This window comes from Ohtaekwangia kribbensis, assembly GCF_042676245.1.
In the GTDB taxonomy this organism is placed as follows: Bacteria; Bacteroidota; Bacteroidia; order Cytophagales; family Cyclobacteriaceae; genus Ohtaekwangia; species Ohtaekwangia kribbensis.
Genome location: NZ_JBHTKA010000001.1, coordinates 1,214,203 through 1,230,416 on the forward strand (window position 1 = coordinate 1,214,203; position 16,214 = coordinate 1,230,416).

Sequence of the window (16,214 nt, forward strand, 5' to 3'; positions counted from 1 at the left end):
TTATGCAGTAAGCCGAATAATGAATTCATCGACATTTTCTGAATCGGGGACTTCCAGCTTCTTCTTTAAACGGTACCGCGATTTCTTTACACTCTCAGGAGATATACCCAGCATGGCTGCTGATTCTTTCAAGGAGAGTTTTAATTTGATGAGCGCTGCGAGGCGAAGTTCCGAAACGGTTATGCCCGGATAATGATATCGCAATTTAGCAAAGAACCCCGGATGCACGCCCTCAAACGCAATCTTGAAACTCTCCCAGTCGTCTTCTGTTAATATCTGCAGGTTCAATACTTCGTTAAACTTCCGAATGTGTATATCTTCAGTTGACAACGAGTTTCGTAATGTAGCAAGCTCCTCATTCACCTGGCGTATCATTTCGGATTTCTCCACCAGACTTTGTGTATAATTATCAAGCCGTTGCCTTTTCAGCATCAGCTTCTTATCGAAAATAATTTTTTGTCGATTATAAAGCAGCCCGCCAATAGCAAGAAAAGCGACCAGTGCGCCGATAAACGCATTTCTGCGAAACACTTCGCCATCGCGTTGATGCTGAATGGAAGCTATAGCTGCTTCTTTTTTATCCAACTCGTAATTAAAGTGCAGTCGGGCTGCTTCATGGTGGCTGATTGCGCGCTGTAGGCTATCGTTCAACCGCACGTACCTCGCCTGAAAATCATAGGCCTGTTTAAAATCAGATAAACACGCATATACCTTATACATTTCGAAATATAGCTCTGCGACATCTTCCGCGCGCATTTGCTTTTTTTTGAACATCAGTGCCTTATTAGCAGTTATCAATGCATCGCTACAATGTCCTTGTGCCTGCTGTATTGCACTCTGTCGCATGTATATAGTCGCCACGGCAACGGTATCATGCGTGTAGGACGCCCGTTGCATGGCATCTTGCTGATATTTCATGGCGGTAGTATAATTTTCAAGATGCAGGTATATCGCTCCGATGTTACTGAGCAAATGAACCATACGAACGCTGTCACCTTCCCTTGTTGCGCTGGCGAGTGACTGGTGGTAAAAATATAGTGCAAGCGAATCATTGGCTTTTTGCCGAAAACGATCCGCGATTTTTTCAAACGTTTCTGTTGAATTAAAATTATACAGGATGCTGGATTGGGCAAACGAAATTTGCACCGAGCTACCGACAATCGCCCATAGAATAACAAAAATGACCTTCTTCATCTATTGATTCTCTTTTCAGTAAACCATAGGCCGGGTCTTTGGTTCACAGGTATCGCTAAAGAATATACAGGTATAATTCAGAACACATCTCCCTATGTATAGCTGCATTACCGAATTCAAAAGTAATCCTTTTTATCGCTTATGTCTACTTAAATGTCCGTTCATCCAAAAAAGAGTTCACCAAACTATTAACATACATCTATATTGGGTATGTAAACAATATATTAATAACTACTAAAATGTTATTTTATCAAGACAAAAAGTATGATCTAAAAAATACATATTTAAAAATTCAACAGATTATAAAACCAGCAGCCGTCCACAGGTAACGCTCATCCGGCAACGCTTTAATGTACTGGGGAATTTCGATACTTTTATTTAATCACCACGTGCACACATCTTTTTAACTGCTACTCGGCATATGAATAATCTCTCCACACCATCCGGCACCACACTCCTGTTACAAGCCACGCAAACCTTGCTGCAGGCCCGCGACAACGATCGCGTGATGGCAACTATACTCTCCGTTGCCCGAAAAATTACCAGTGCACAGGGTGCTGTCTTTATCGTATATGAGGGTGAGCAGTGCTTTTTTGCAGATGAAGATGCAACACAACCTCTCTGGAAAGATTTATACTTCCCTATCCATCAACGTATAGAAGGCTTAGCACTACAGAATAAACAAACGCTATGCGTTGAAGATATTTATACTGATGATCGTATCGAACCGGAAATATACCGATCTACATTTATCAAGAGTCTTACTGTCGTTCCATTTGATCGTGCTTCATCAACCGGAGCGATCGGTATATATTGGCCTTATATACATCGTTCTTCTGATGAAGAAATTGCCCTGCTTCAATCACTGGCTGGTATAGCAACTGCTGCGCTTGAGAATATTCATATACTTCGCCAGCAGGAACAGACTGAAATACAACTGGACCATCTGAAAAAAGAATACGACAGTTTAAATAAAGAGTTCGAGTCCTTCTCCTACTCCATGTCACACGACCTGCGCGCCCCTTTACGTGCTATTGTCGGTTTTTCCAGGATGCTGGATGAAGATTACCGCGATGTGCTGAATACCGAGGGCTCTCGCATACTCGGTGTTGTGCAGCGCAATGCCTATAAAATGGAGAATCTGATTGACGAATTGCTCAAGCTTTCGCGCGTTGGCAGAAAAGAGATTATAAAGATTGTTATCGACACTCCAAGATTGGTACAGAGCACCATCAATGAAATCAATAATTCTGTCTCGCACAAGAGTACAATTCAGATCGGTGCGTTGTTACCTTCTTTCGCAGATTATGCTTTGCTAAGCCAGGTGTGGACAAACTTGCTATTGAACGCCATCAAGTTTTCATCGAAAAAGGAATCTCCATTCATTGAGGTGGGTTCGTATACCACCGAAACCCATATCGTATATTTCATTAAAGACAACGGTGCTGGTTTTGACATGGCTTACGCTGATAAATTATTCGGTGTATTTCAGCGATTGCACAAGCCTACTGAGTTTGAAGGCATTGGTATAGGGCTCGCACTTGTACAGCGCATCATTAGTAAACACGGAGGCTCCATCTGGGCTGAAGCGTCTGTAAACGAAGGAGCGACCTTCTATTTCTCCTTACCTGCTCAAAATTGAGTAGTATAAAAAAAACAAAAGACCGCTCCATACTTTAGGTAATATATATACTATCCTATTTCTTTACGATCCGTAAATCATCTACACAAAAGTTTATCTGCAGCGACTTTTCATTGTTATTGGCTACAACCAGCACAACAGCATTATCGAGCGGAAGACTTTTCCAATCTGCGTAGATGTTTTTATCGGGGATATTGAAATCGGCTAATGATATCGAAAATTCAAACCAGCGACCTACAGGAACTGTTCCGGTCTTCCACGGCTCCAGTTTTACCGAATAATTTTCGTTGTTGGCAATGCGTACATCTATATATACAGCATCTTTCCATTCATAGCCGGAATAAAAATTAAACTTGAGCGCCAGATCGCTGATCGGTGTATCATCGCTAATTGACGTTGGCCAGCTATTGATAGCATAACCGTTGGCCTGGCCCCAACCGGTATAGGCAGGAATTGTTCCCGAGAATCGTGTGAACTTTCTGCGCGCTACAGCCGGCGATGAACCGTTAACCGATTCACTGCTGGCCCATGTCCAATTGCCGATACCATCGTGATTATATATATCTTTTGTCGTATCATTAAGCACCACTGTACCCGGTACTTCCGTACTGCTGGTTACAATTTTCAATATACCTACGGCCTGTAGCCTTGGCGTTATGAAAGACAGGCGCGTCTGACTTGCATTGATGTGAATAGCGCTTGCTGGTACTTCCACATTACCGGGCAGCACAATTCTCTTAATACCCATAAAATACTCACCGCTAATCACAAGCGAATCGCCCCACACCGGCATATCCGTACTGATACCGGTGATAAAAGGAGTAACGGTTGCTCTGAAAATCTTTGAAGCCTCACCGCTCTCCGTTACTACGGTGATGGTACCATCCGCATCGCCTCCCGTGGGAATTGTTACATATATAGTATCATACGTGCCGCTAACCGTGAACGCAGTCACATCAATTGCCTGACCACCGGTAGCAAAAATAACTTTCTGCACGTTATAAAAATTAGTACCGATTATGTCCAGCGTCTGCCCTGCGGTAGCTGGGAGCGAAAAATTAAACTGCGCAATGGTTGGTGCTGGTGACAGAAAGGTAAAGCTATATACTGCTTCACCATGCGCTGTTGTTATTTTTATCTGATTGGGCAACGAAGCATCCGTGCCATGTAACGGCAAGTCTTCCGGAATCTCCACTATTATACTTCCGTCCCGCACGTATGCAGGATTAATACTCACCACCGTGTTGTTCATGGCAACGCTTTTCACATCAATGAAATTCTGTCCTTCCACAACAACCTTTATTCCAGGAAAAGCTTCAGTAAATGTACTGTCCTGATGAGCAGGGTCAATCAGTCGCACTTGCGTGATAACGGGAGCACCAATCTTTTCATCATCGTTGCAGGATATCATACTATAGCCACCTGCCACCATTAAAAGAAGCAGAAAAGCTCTTGTTATCGCTGTGCTTGTAGTATTCTTATTCATACAATTCTTATGTTTCTTCTTTAATGATCAATCAAAAACTATACGGCACAGGATCCCTCAACAGGTTCGGTGCACGTGTTAATTCAACGGTAGGAATCGGCATTGTAAAATTGCCGGAGTTGGCTGTGATCTTCCTGGAATAACTCAACGATATAGTCCAGCTCGTAGGCTCTGCCGAAAGATCATTACCGGTATATACCGGTGTAATCGTATATAGTCCGCGCTCCTGGTCGCTGAGAAGATCGTATGCTCTTGCAGGACTATAGTAATGCAACCGAACATAATCGTACCAGAGTTGTCCCTCCATAGCAAATTCGAGAACGCGCTCGGTATAAATATCATCCCACGTGATGGAGGTTTTTGATGAGAGTCCCGCACGTGCACGAACCTTATTGAAGTACTTCAAGGCTTCCGCATTGGCCGTAGAAGCATTATTCCCCAGTATAGCTTCTGCATAGATGAGGTATACATCTGCCAACCGTAATATATAGGTATTTATACCTGTACGCTGTTGCAATACTTTACCATCATTATCTTCCGGTCTGCCCACTACATATTTCTTTACCCATGCCCGCGCTCCGAAAGAACCGTTGCTCAAAGGAACTTTCAATTCCTGAATGGTACTCTCACCGGTCTGGGCATTTGTTACCGATTGATGTATATAGCTATAGTGATCGCCCGGAAACATGAACGTTCCCTTCCTGCGCTTATCAGCAGCTTCATACTTTTCAAGTATAAACATAGAAGCGCCAAGGTCGCCCCCCCAGCCATCGTTGAACCCGGTAATTTCCGGACTATACGCCAGGTACGATTGCATCGCGTTCTGCGTTCCCCAAGTTCCGTTGTATATCCACTGCAGTGCGAACAGACTTTCCGTGTTGTTGTTATTTTTCATCTTGAAGAGCTCTTCATAGTCTGCTAACAACGAAGCACCACTGTTATCGATCACGGATTTGGCATAGTAAGCAGCGCTGTCCAGATCCGATTGATTTCGTGTTCCGGATATACCGGCACGGGTAAGAAACATTTTCGCCAGAACGCCTTGCGCAGCATACTTGGTGAGTCGTCCATCCTGAATAGGTGTAGCTGACAACGTTTTTGCTGCATAGCGGATATCGCGGACAACAAACTCCCATACCGACTCAACTGTGTTACGCGTTATTTCGGTATCACTAAGCGATGCCTCATTATCGGTAATGATGGGAACAGGACCCCAGTTTTGAACCAGGTATGAATAGGCAAGACCGCGCATAAAACGCGCTTCTGCTATAGCGTATAGCTTCGTACTTTCGGAAACACTTGATGCCGTATATTTCTCTACATCACTCATAACCCGGTTGGCTTGTCCTATCACATTATAAAAAGCACGCCACGCACTGCTGTTATCCGATGAAGCACCGGATGTCTCAAAGAGTATATTATCGATCTGGTTAACAGTACCGGTAAGTGTTCCACCTCGCGCATCGCCTATACCATACGATGGCGTTGTGTTATAGTCAAACCATGCGTAACCGTATAGGGATGCCGTTGCAGCCAGCACCTGGTCTTTAGTCTGGTAGAAGTTCTCATTCAACGGGGCATCCAATGGCTCACGGTCAAGAAAGTCGCTCTGACAACTGGCCAGTGACAGCAACAGTCCAACAGCAGCTCCAAGGTAATATCGGCGATTAATATTTCTTTTCATTTCGATAGTCTTTATTGGCTTACAATTCAACATGGATACTAAAGGTATATACCGGTGTCAATGGGTATCGTCCGTAATCGACACCTATAGGCTGATTGTTAGCCGTCATCGATTTACCTACATACGCTCCCACCTCAGGGTCATATCCTTTATAGCCCGTAAGTGTGGCCAGGTTCTGTGCACCTATTGCGATGTGCACATCTTTAACCAGGTTCTGTTTGGACAGCAGTGATGACGGCAGTGTATACCCAAGCTGTACATTTTTCAACCGCAGGTAAGATCCATCTTCTACAAACCGGTTACTGATGCGTGTATTGTTACCGTTGGCCGTACCTACAAGACGGGCTTGCTGTGTGCCCGCATTTAAGAGATAAGGATTACCCTGTGCATCAGTTGCTACCTGTGCATAGCTCATCGTTTCGTCAAAAACATTCATTCCCAGATTTACATTGTTGGGATATGAATTGGCATAACGCATATAGTTATAAATGTCGTTTCCATACGAACCGGTGATCAGCACGTTGAGATCAAAACCTTTATACTCGAATGTATTGGTAATACCGAAGAAAAATTTCGGCCAGGGATTACCAATATAGGTGCGATCTTTTTCATCAATAACACCATCCTGGTTTACATCTTTATACTTGGTATCGCCTACCCATACGCCATACTCGCCAACGGATAACTCTTTTCCATCACTGCCAACCGGCAGCGCACTCGCATTAATCTCATCAACAGACTTGAACAGTCCTTCTTCCTGGTAACTATAGAATTGCCATGGAGCTTTACCCACCACAGAACGCTGTGTAAAATTATTCATATACCAGGCCGAGCGATCGATAATAGCGGACTCGGAATATAGCCTGGTAACTTTCGTTCTAAACCCGGATATATTGAAGTTGGTATTCCACACAAAATTATTCCGATCGAGATTTACGGTGCTTACGGTAATGCTATAGCCACGATTTTCAAGTGCACTTATATTTTCCGTTGGCGAAGCAATCGAACCGTTTCCGTTCGTTCCTAAATAATCAGGCAACTGACTTTTCATGATCAGGTTATCAGTCTTCTTGATATAGAAGTCGCCTTCAATATGAATATGATCCTGCAACAGTCCCAGGTTGAAACCTATATTATAAGTCGTAGTTTGCTCCCACTTCAGATTATGATTTCCATACTGGCTGGTAACGAAACCTGTTCCCCATGAAGTAGTGATCGGGGTAAGTGCGCTATATACTCCGCCATTACCCTGGTTACCCGTAACACCGGCCTCAGCGCGGAGCTTCAATTCGTTGATTGGAGTTATACTCTTCATGAACGGTTCCTGCGAAATACGCCACGCTACGGAACCCGATGGGAACACTCCCCAACGATGGTCGCGACCAAAGTTTGATGATCCATCAGCACGCATCGCTGCCTGTACTATATATTTATTTCTAAATGTATAGTTTACCCGGCTGAAGTAAGACTCCATCGCCCAATCCGATTGCGTACTACTGTTTGATGATTCACTGCTGTTACCGGCATTCAGGTCGAGTATATTGGTAGTAATAAAGCCCATGCGTCCGCTGGAGACATTCTTCACGAGACCGTACTGCGCTTCATGACTCACCATAACGCCAACAGCATGATCACCTATTGTTTTATTGTATTGCAGCAATTGGTTCCAGCTCCAGTAGCTAGAATTTGTCTCTGTTATGGTAAGGTTTGCTATATTGTTTGCCTGTTGCCCAAGCGTATAGGTCGGTACAAAGTATGTCGTGCTGGCTGTACCTATATTTGTATTGAGTGATGTTTTGAACGTAAGTTCCTTCGCAAGATTGACCTCAGCACCTACACCGCCCAGTAACTGTCTGCGTTTATATTTATTCTGGATGAGGTTGGCAATGGCTACCGGGTTGTAAGGCGTATACTGCACGCTGTTGCCGTTGGCATTATCTGCTCCGCCCCAGCTACCATCGAGATTTCGTACTGCTATATTAGGAGCAATAGCAAGTGTATTTACAATTACATTTTCGCTTTGTGCAGTAAGTTTATCATCGGTCTGGTTAACATTCAGATTCAAATTCAGTTTTAACCAAGAGCGCGTCTGGTTATCGACATTTAACCGAATGCTTCCGCGATCAAAGCCTGCTCCCGGAGTAATACCATCCTGTTTGAAATAATCACCCGACAAATAGAATTGAGTATCTTCTTTACCACCACTGATGCTGAGCTGATGGTTCACCAGGGGGGCCGTTGTAAACAGTTCACGTTGCCAATCAGTACCTTTGCCCAATAACGATACGTCCTGAAATTCTTCCGGACTTGTCCCCCCCGCACTCGCATGTAATTCGTTTGTAAATTGAGCATACTGTTGCTGGTTCAACACCGGAAGTTGCTTTGGGGTATTCTGTATACCATATTGAAATCCATATCGTATACTCAGATCACCTTGTTTGCCGCGTTTGGTTGTGATGAGAATTACACCATTGGTAGCACGCGATCCATATATAGCCGTGGCAGAAGGTCCTTGCAACACTTCGATCGTCTCAATATCTGCCGGATTCAATCCCGCCAAAGGAGATACTGCACTGTTACTGCCGAATGCTCCGCTGGTATTAATCTGTATACCATCGATTACATAGAGCGGATCATTTGTACCGTTTACAGAATTTATACCGCGTACGTTTACGGATACTGATCCATCGGGCTGGCCCGTGTTCTGCGTAATATATACTCCGGCTGCACGACCCTGCAACGCCTGCTCAACCGTAGTATTCAATGTCATGTCAACTTGTTTGTCATCCAACGATACCTGCGCACTCGAAAGATCCGTTCGTTTCAATTCACCGTAACCAACCAATACAACATCCATAAGTTCTGCGAGTGACTGTATATCTTCTTCAAGCGCAACATCGAGGTGTGTGTTGTTGCCTACAGGGAGTTCGGCAGATATATACCCTGATATCGAAAAAACCAGTATGTCGGTTGATTTTACCAGGATCGAATATTTACCCTCGGCATCAGTAGTTGTCAAGGTGAGGGAATCCTTAACCATGACACTTACGCCATGAATCGGTGCTCCCAGTGATGGATCGGTTACAACTCCACTCACCACCTGCTTCTGAGCAAGTGCGCTGGAAATTCCCATGAGTATAAAACAAGTAAAAAGCAAATAGTGTCGCCTGTTGCGTCCTTTTTTCATACAATTGTCAGGTAAAGTAAGGTTGTCATGTATAGTTCTCTCATTATTTGGATTCACTCAAGAATATTGTTGGCTAACGCTGTTAGTTGTGCCGAAATTTTCAGATTGCGTTTGTCCAGTTCCTTCATATTGATATCGAACTTCAATTTGCTGTTGATCACTATAAAACTCATTGCAGCGCCTTTCTTATGAAGTCCTTCCCTTTCCGCTATAATCATTACAGGTTTACCATCTGTTACTTTCAACAGCTGCGATAGTTGATTACTCGCACCATCCGCTATATATATAATGCTCGCATCCTCTATACTGGCATCATCATCATCGTTCTTTACAACAGTGGCGGCAGACCCGGCTATCACTTTACCTGCAACGCTCTTTACGATTTCATCGTAAGCCTTTGTATTTCCTACAACCACCACTTTAAAACCACTGGGTGATACAGGCCACGAACTATACCGGGCGAAGCTTTGAACAAACACGGCATACGAGTAATGGATCGAAGGTTGTGCATAGCTATGCACGTATAGGGCAAGCATCATTATGTTTGTAGAAATGAATGATGGCCGAAGTTTGATTCTCCAACGATGCGTCCATTGAAAAAATCCTCCTAACTCTAAACGCATTACGAAATGGATTGTGTTGACGAACGATCATCTCCCTTTCTTACAGAGAGTGCTGTTCGATATTCAAGTATATCTTTTGTTTCTTCGTCCAGCAGAACGGTAATGGCTTTGATTACGTCATCAAGTTCGGTGGCACTTTTCTCCAGCATTTCAATCTGGTCGTCTATTGAACGGATACTCTCGTTTTGATTAACTGCGGAGGTTAACCGGATCAGGTATATGAGCCCCAGTATTCTGGCTAACGGCCCTCTTACTTTGTGAGAGTTGAAGAAAGCGTATTCAATCAATTTCTGATTCAGCGACTGTATATCCTTGGTTCGCTCTTCAACCAGTACTTCGAGTGATCGGTTGTAAGACGCGATAACTTCATTTTGCGCGTATACCTCTGCGTTTGCTTCCTCCAGTTTCTCGTTGGTCTCAAATACACGCTCGCGCTCTTTCTCAAATTCTTTCTTATAGAGGTAAACTATGTAGAGTACATTTAAAATGCGGGCAAATATCTCGGCTATATTCACGAGCACGGAATCTTTGTCGCGCACGTTGGATATCCACTCCGGATGTGCAATCTGAATATAGGACACAGTCAGAATCTGCAGTGTGTACAACGACAAAAACACAACGCGTTCGCTCCCGTTAAACACGAACGTAAGCGCAATAATAAGTGCAAACATATCAAAGCCATTGACATTGAATAGTCCACCCTGAAAAAAGAAACCTCCCAGAACGGAGAGCATATACATGCCCATGATAACTTTGATAATGCCACGTGCACCTCTCGTATATAGAATGAGAACATACAGGCTGCTATATACAATCATCGTAACACCGGCCTTTACACCAGCATCAAAATCGTTCTGAAAAAAATCATAAATTGCATAGAGTGCCGTAATGATCATTGTGCTCTTGGTGAAGCTAAGCACAATGTTCACTTCCAGTGATCGATCTTCCCGGGGGTAATTAAAAATCATCCGAAATCAGTTCAATCCAATGTGGTTATCAGGCAGCACCCGCTATACATCGCAGTATATTTCATTGATCAAGGTTCTTACCGGAGTCCGGCAATATGATAAGCTTCCTCTGTACTCGATGTATATACAGTCTCTACACGTGGCTCAGATAGTCGCACAAAATATCCCTTCGAGGGTTCTTCAACATCCTCCGGGCCAATCGTATTCGTTACAATCACACGCTTGAATTTCTGCCCCGAGAAAGTACGCATAAAGTACTTCTTGGCGTACTCAAGCAGCGCAGCAGTAGCATACCGCTGCAACTCTTCGCTCGTATTATGCTCCAGGACGTTAAACACCAAAATTGCGGGGCGATGCTTTACCATCAATTCCGCAACCATATCTATACCTGCCTTAAAAATTCCCTGGGGAGTAAATCCTTTCCAGATCACTTCCAACCCCTCTGTGTCAAGCTGATTAACGATCAGATAAGTTCTTCCTGATGTTGTTGTAAGCCTGAGCAACTCCGTCACACGCATAGATATCATTTCAGTTCTGTTTAGCTCCAAAAGCAATAATTATGTCCAGGTCTTTTATGGTATATATCTGTAAGTACTGTTTATAATAGTATCAAAGTAGTTATCAGTTTTCAGGCTTCCTTTAATCTCCGAAGCTCTTCTTCCGTAACTTTCAGCTTCTCTATAATTTTATTGGTAGCCTGGCGATTGCTCTCAGCTACTTTACGCGCACGTTCGGCCTCTTCTTCGCGTATGCGATCAATCTCTTTTTGCTTGCGAACCATTTCCTCCTGCGTAGCCTGCAGCTCCTCCAGGTTCTGGCGCATTTCTTCTTCCGTAGATCGCATCTCTTCTGCCTGGTGTCGTGAAGCATCAAGCAGGTTCTGCATCTTCTCTGTTGTTCGTACGCTTTGCAATGCAGAAGCAACAAACTCCCCTGCTTTCTCTATAAACGCTACGTGGTAATCTTCAAATTTCTCCAGACTCGCCAACTCAATGATTGCTTCCGTTCGCTCATTATACTTCATCGGCACAATCAACAAGCACTCTGGTGTAGCTTCTCCCATTCCGGATGTTATATAGGTATATCCTTGTGGAACTTTCGTAATGAGGGTGGTTTGTCCTTCGAGGTACACCTGGCCGATGAGCCCCACGCCTATTTCTATTTTCTTCTCTATATATTTCTTGCGATCAAAGGCATAGCACGCTGCAAGCTGCAGGTAAGATTCACTTTCATCTTCTTTCAAAACAAAAAGGCCGCCCTGCTGTGCATTCATATACTTGGTAAGGAAACGCACTACTTCGAGCGACAGCTCCGTTAAGTTCTTCTGGTGATTGCGAACGGTTTCCGAAAACAGCGTTATACCTTCGTTACTCCACAGCCTGCGCTCCTCCTCTTTCTTCATTTGCTTTAGCTGATCGCGCATGCGCGTAAGTCTGCCGGCCAGGTTCATTTCGTTGAGTGCTTTATTGGCATCGTTCAACTCAGTCCACGTGGTATCATATCGTCCTTCCGATATATTTTCAATGAACTCACTCGCCTGTTGAAGATTTTTGATTGAGTGTTCGATTAACTGTTTCTGATCGTTGGAATAGGATGACGTTCCCGGATTGAAAACATATTTACGGTTGTTCTGTTCGAGTTCTGTGAGCAAAGAAAAGCGTTCGTTGTTATCTTTTCGAATTTTATATATTACAAACCCGAGTGTCGGCAAACTCACAATCAATATAAAGAACTGCAGGTATATATTATTATTTATGGCAGCCTGATAACTCTCTTCGGCTTGCCCGTTAATGACATCTTCGTGAATACTGATCTTTACCCCGACATCGTTCCAATGCATAAACACTTTCAATCCGCGATCTTCCGACATCATTGCGCGAAATGTATTCATACTGTCCAGCTCAATCATGCGTGCCATCTCATGAATAAACTTACCGTACTCGATATAGGTCTTGCGAAGTTCTTTCAATCCCGCCACATCATATGGTTGTGCCTGCTCCTGCAGGCCGCCTTCCAGTTCATCAAACACTTGATCTATTTTTTCAATGGCTGTCATCGAAGGAGCTAACATATCCTTGTTCTTGGTTGCACCATACGCACGTATACCGAGGTCCATATTATGCAATACGTAGTCAATCAATTGGCCAGACTTATACTTAATCTCTTCAGCCTTTTGCTTAATGGCGGTGTTCTTTACAAGCGTTGCTTTATATTGAAGAATAAGCACAACGTTTGTTACCAACAACAATACGATCATGATGATCGCTACCGTGATTGCATTTCGGGTAAGAAATTTTTTTACTTTGGTTTTCATCCTTTATACCTGATTGGGATCTAGCGTATATTCATTGATAACTTTGAGTAGCCTGCTCCATCCAGCGAATAGCATCTTCAAATGATTCGAAAACAGCAAACGTCAGTATACCAATATTCGTGAGTCTCTCACTCTTAGGTATTTTTGAAAAAATATCTTTGGACACAACGGTAGCCTGATGCGAGTATCCCGCGCGAACGGCTTTATTGGCCCATGATGTAACGGACCATTCCTGGTCTTCCGAAGACAACGTCCCCAGCTGCGATGCATCAACAACAACTTTTCCCGTTTTAAAATGCTGCATCGCCAGAAGCAACGTATGCAGACCTTGCCTGAAATCATCTGAACAGGGGGCTATCTTCCATTTCAAAACAATGAATGTATAGTCTGTATTATACTCTATGTTTACAAAGTCGTTATCAAAATATACGCGCATGCTTATCGAGACTATATATAGTATATCCTTACTTTTATCCGGTTGATTGCCAACCGCCACCCTTCAACTCGTTATCAGTTATTTTACACCACCGGATTGCAGTTCCTCCATCATCTGTCGGAGTACATCTTCCTGCGCTTTCAGTTGTTCTTCCTTTAACCGGATCTGCTCAGCCTGCGCCTGCGTTTCGTTTTCTTTCTCCTTCAGCTTGGTAATCGTTTTCAACATCATCTGCTCCTGCGCTTTCATTTGAGCTGCGCTTCGCTCGAGTTCTCTGCTTCGGTTAGCTTCACCTTCCAAAGTAGACTGCAGTTCTTCCATCGTTTGACGAAGTTCTTCCTCCTGCGCCTGTGTTTCCTTTTCCTTCTCTTTCAGCTTCTCAATAGCCTTTAGCATCATCTGCTTCTGCGCTTCCAATTGAGAAGTATTGCGTTCCAGTTCGCGACTACGTTTTGCATCACTCTCCATCGTAGCCTGCAGTCTGTCCATCGTGTCGCGCAATTCAACTTCCTTCAGCCGGCTTTCATTTAACAACCTGTCAACTTCCAGTTTAGCTTTTGTGATGTCAGTTACGTCTTTCGAAAAAAGTGCTACAGCAAATACATGATTACTATCATCACGCATGGGTACATACTGTACTATAAAATGTCTATCCCGGAGCGTTATTTCTTTATGGATAGTTTCTCCGGTCAGCGCACGATCATATATTTTCTTCCAGTCAGGATCTTTCGTATTATTACTCAGCAAAAGAAAATTACTTTTCTCCTGCAGCCTTATGCCCTCTGCCTCAAAGCTCTTTTGCATCGCAGTGTTGAAATGTATAACCCTGTATTCGCGATCGAATGTTACAATCGCATCTGTTGATGCATTCATGAGATCACGCAAGTAACGCTCCTTATTCTGTGTTTCAGTAAGAATACGCTGCATCTCCTCTTGCGTAGCTGCAAGTTCTTCCATATTCTGCCGCATCTCTTCTTCCTGTGCGTGCAGATTTTCAGTCTGAAGTCGGCTTACCTCCAGCAGATGCCTGGTCTGCTCGGCATTTTTTGCAGATGCTATAGCAGCCGCTATATTTTCACAAACCTTTACTATAAATTCCTGTTTGTGTTGGGGGTATGGTTCGAAGGATGCGAGTTCCAGCACACCATATATAGCTTCGTTGATCTTGAGCGGTACAATAAAAATAGATCGCGGAGTAGCATAGCCGAGACCGGAAGTAATGTGCACATAGTTGGCCGGAACCTGCGTTAGAAAAACAGGATTGCCCTCCTGCCAGCATTGTCCTACAAGTCCTTGTCCTTTATAGATTTTCTTCTCCTCAAATTTCTTCTTATCCCACGCATAACAAGAATATAGCAGCAGGTGCTCTTCTTCGCCTTCGGCACTGTCCTGCACAACAAACAGACTTCCTTGGTTTGAGTTAGTATACCGTACAATGTTACTGATGATGGTATCGGCCAGTGTTTGAGAATCATCCTGACTGCGAATGATCTCTGCAAAATCTGCAAGACCTGCTATAGACCAGTTTCGCTGACGCTCGGTTTCTGTATTTCGCTTCAGGTTGTCACGCATATCGAGCAATGCCTTACCCATAGCATCACGATCGCTTTGTAATTCAAAATCCGTATCGTATTCGCCTTTACCAATCTTCTCGGCAAATACGAGCTTGGAATTCATACCTTCTGTAAGAGAAGCAAGTGCCTGACCGATCTGACCTATCTCATCGTTTCTCTTTTCAAAAGCTACTTTTGCTTTACTGCCCTCTCCTACTTCGCGAATCACTTTTTTCAACTCAATGATGGGATCTACCACGCGCGTAATGGAAAAGAAATACGCCATCCCCGCTATACCTATAAACATGGCAAGCATCACAATCAACGTAATGACTACACGCGTATAGGCATGCTGTTTGTCTGCTCGTACTTCATCGATGGTAGTATCAAGATTGTGGATGTGTGTGTCGAGTTTATCGCGTAACTGCCTGGTTTGAGGGGTAACTTTTTGTTCAAAAACGCGATGCGCGCGATCAAAAGATTCTGTGTTTAGGTATGACGAATCGTTTTTGAGTAAACTCATCAATTCATTCTGCGCAGAAATTACAGTTTGAAAATCGCTAAACAACTCCTGAATTGCCTGGCGATCAGAGGCCAGTGATGAGTTCTTCAGTATTTCATCCAGGTTTTGTTTTACTTCGAAATATTGTGTCTTATGAATAGTTCTTAGTTCCTGTTTCTCCTGGTTACTGTCTTCGTGCGCCACCCAACGACTGGTTAGTCTGTATGAATTTGCCAGCAGTGCATCAAGATCCTTCAGGGAAAAGTAAAACGGCATGTACACTTGCTGTATACGTGTATCCAGATCCTTGTTTCTTTCCAACGCGCTAAAGCATGATACTATAGCGATGATAGCGACCAGTACGATTACCAGATATCCCGCAGATATCTGGTAAGAAAGTTTGAATTTCAGCTTCATGTTTCGATCAATGTTCTTCTTAATAAAGGGAAATGGGTTTAGGGGTCGTATCTGTTTGGTTGTATTACCGACATATCGACTTCTCTTTTGCCGGATATTTCATATATATACTTTCGTTTTATAGTTGACAATTTTATAGAAGCAAAAGTATATTCTTCCCCAAGGAACTGTTGTCTGGTTTAATGCTTAACTCAGAATCTATAATTAC

General features: G+C 43.5%; 11 protein-coding genes. 1 reads left to right on the forward strand and 10 read right to left on the reverse strand.

Going from position 1 to position 16,214, the window contains the following annotated elements; all coding sequences use genetic code 11:
• Positions 1 to 1,194, reverse strand: a complete 1,194-nt coding sequence (locus tag ACFQ21_RS04740; protein WP_377575550.1) for a transcriptional regulator — start codon at positions 1,192 to 1,194, stop codon at positions 1 to 3.
• Positions 1,195 to 1,615: 421 nt separating this feature from the next.
• Here ACFQ21_RS04740 and ACFQ21_RS04745 point away from each other — a divergent pair, with 421 nt between their 5' ends.
• Complete coding sequence (locus tag ACFQ21_RS04745) at positions 1,616 to 2,836, forward strand: sensor histidine kinase (RefSeq protein ID WP_377575553.1); 1,221 nt, start codon at positions 1,616 to 1,618, stop codon at positions 2,834 to 2,836.
• Between the two features lie 55 nt (positions 2,837 to 2,891).
• Here the strand turns inward: ACFQ21_RS04745 and ACFQ21_RS04750 are convergent, their stop codons facing one another.
• The 9 genes from ACFQ21_RS04750 to ACFQ21_RS04790 all read right to left on the reverse strand — a co-directional run bounded on the left by ACFQ21_RS04750 (position 2,892) and on the right by ACFQ21_RS04790 (position 16,006).
• The gene (locus tag ACFQ21_RS04750) at positions 2,892 to 4,322 is read right to left on the reverse strand and encodes a glycan-binding surface protein (protein ID WP_377575556.1); all 1,431 of its coding nucleotides are present in this window, start codon (positions 4,320 to 4,322) and stop codon (positions 2,892 to 2,894) included.
• 31 nt (positions 4,323 to 4,353) lie between these two features.
• On the reverse strand, positions 4,354 to 6,006 hold the full coding sequence (locus ACFQ21_RS04755) for a RagB/SusD family nutrient uptake outer membrane protein (protein WP_377575559.1): 1,653 nt from the start codon (positions 6,004 to 6,006) through the stop codon (positions 4,354 to 4,356).
• Positions 6,007 to 6,025: 19 nt separating this feature from the next.
• A complete protein-coding gene (locus ACFQ21_RS04760) occupies positions 6,026 to 9,193 on the reverse strand; it encodes a SusC/RagA family TonB-linked outer membrane protein (protein ID WP_377575562.1) in 3,168 nt (1,055 codons plus the stop codon).
• Positions 9,194 to 9,246: 53 nt separating this feature from the next.
• Complete coding sequence (locus ACFQ21_RS04765; RefSeq protein ID WP_377575565.1) at positions 9,247 to 9,816, reverse strand: YfiR family protein; 570 nt, start codon at positions 9,814 to 9,816, stop codon at positions 9,247 to 9,249.
• Positions 9,816 to 10,784 carry a hypothetical protein gene (locus tag ACFQ21_RS04770; RefSeq protein ID WP_377575568.1) on the reverse strand — a complete coding sequence of 323 codons (969 nt, stop codon included), beginning with the start codon at positions 10,782 to 10,784 and terminating at the stop codon, positions 9,816 to 9,818. Before ACFQ21_RS04770 ends, ACFQ21_RS04765 begins: the two co-directional genes overlap by 1 nt.
• Positions 10,785 to 10,861: 77 nt before the next feature.
• Positions 10,862 to 11,311, reverse strand: a complete 450-nt coding sequence (locus tag ACFQ21_RS04775) for a hypothetical protein (protein WP_377575571.1) — start codon at positions 11,309 to 11,311, stop codon at positions 10,862 to 10,864.
• A 101-nt stretch (positions 11,312 to 11,412) separates the two neighbouring features.
• Complete coding sequence (locus tag ACFQ21_RS04780; protein WP_377575574.1) at positions 11,413 to 13,098, reverse strand: GAF domain-containing protein; 1,686 nt, start codon at positions 13,096 to 13,098, stop codon at positions 11,413 to 11,415.
• A 31-nt stretch (positions 13,099 to 13,129) separates the two neighbouring features.
• A complete protein-coding gene (locus ACFQ21_RS04785; RefSeq protein WP_377575577.1) occupies positions 13,130 to 13,534 on the reverse strand; it encodes a hypothetical protein in 405 nt (134 codons plus the stop codon).
• A gap of 78 nt (positions 13,535 to 13,612) precedes the next feature.
• Positions 13,613 to 16,006, reverse strand: a complete 2,394-nt coding sequence (locus ACFQ21_RS04790; protein WP_377575580.1) for a GAF domain-containing protein — start codon at positions 16,004 to 16,006, stop codon at positions 13,613 to 13,615.
• Positions 16,007 to 16,214: the final 208 nt, after the last annotated feature.

What these genes read in the sequence shown, in the direction of transcription:
- ACFQ21_RS04740 (WP_377575550.1), bottom strand. Translation starts at nt 1,194, where the DNA reads ATGAAGAAGGTCATTTTTGTTATTCTATGGGCGATTGTCGGTAGCTCG.
- ACFQ21_RS04745 (WP_377575553.1), top strand. Translation starts at nt 1,616, where the DNA reads ATGAATAATCTCTCCACACCATCCGGCACCACACTCCTGTTACAAGCC.
- ACFQ21_RS04750 (WP_377575556.1), bottom strand. Translation starts at nt 4,322, where the DNA reads ATGAATAAGAATACTACAAGCACAGCGATAACAAGAGCTTTTCTGCTT.
- ACFQ21_RS04755 (WP_377575559.1), bottom strand. Translation starts at nt 6,006, where the DNA reads ATGAAAAGAAATATTAATCGCCGATATTACCTTGGAGCTGCTGTTGGA.
- ACFQ21_RS04760 (WP_377575562.1), bottom strand. Translation starts at nt 9,193, where the DNA reads ATGAAAAAAGGACGCAACAGGCGACACTATTTGCTTTTTACTTGTTTT.
- ACFQ21_RS04765 (WP_377575565.1), bottom strand. Translation starts at nt 9,816, where the DNA reads ATGCGTTTAGAGTTAGGAGGATTTTTTCAATGGACGCATCGTTGGAGA.
- ACFQ21_RS04770 (WP_377575568.1), bottom strand. Translation starts at nt 10,784, where the DNA reads ATGATTTTTAATTACCCCCGGGAAGATCGATCACTGGAAGTGAACATT.
- ACFQ21_RS04775 (WP_377575571.1), bottom strand. Translation starts at nt 11,311, where the DNA reads ATGATATCTATGCGTGTGACGGAGTTGCTCAGGCTTACAACAACATCA.
- ACFQ21_RS04780 (WP_377575574.1), bottom strand. Translation starts at nt 13,098, where the DNA reads ATGAAAACCAAAGTAAAAAAATTTCTTACCCGAAATGCAATCACGGTA.
- ACFQ21_RS04785 (WP_377575577.1), bottom strand. Translation starts at nt 13,534, where the DNA reads ATGCGCGTATATTTTGATAACGACTTTGTAAACATAGAGTATAATACA.
- ACFQ21_RS04790 (WP_377575580.1), bottom strand. Translation starts at nt 16,006, where the DNA reads ATGAAGCTGAAATTCAAACTTTCTTACCAGATATCTGCGGGATATCTG.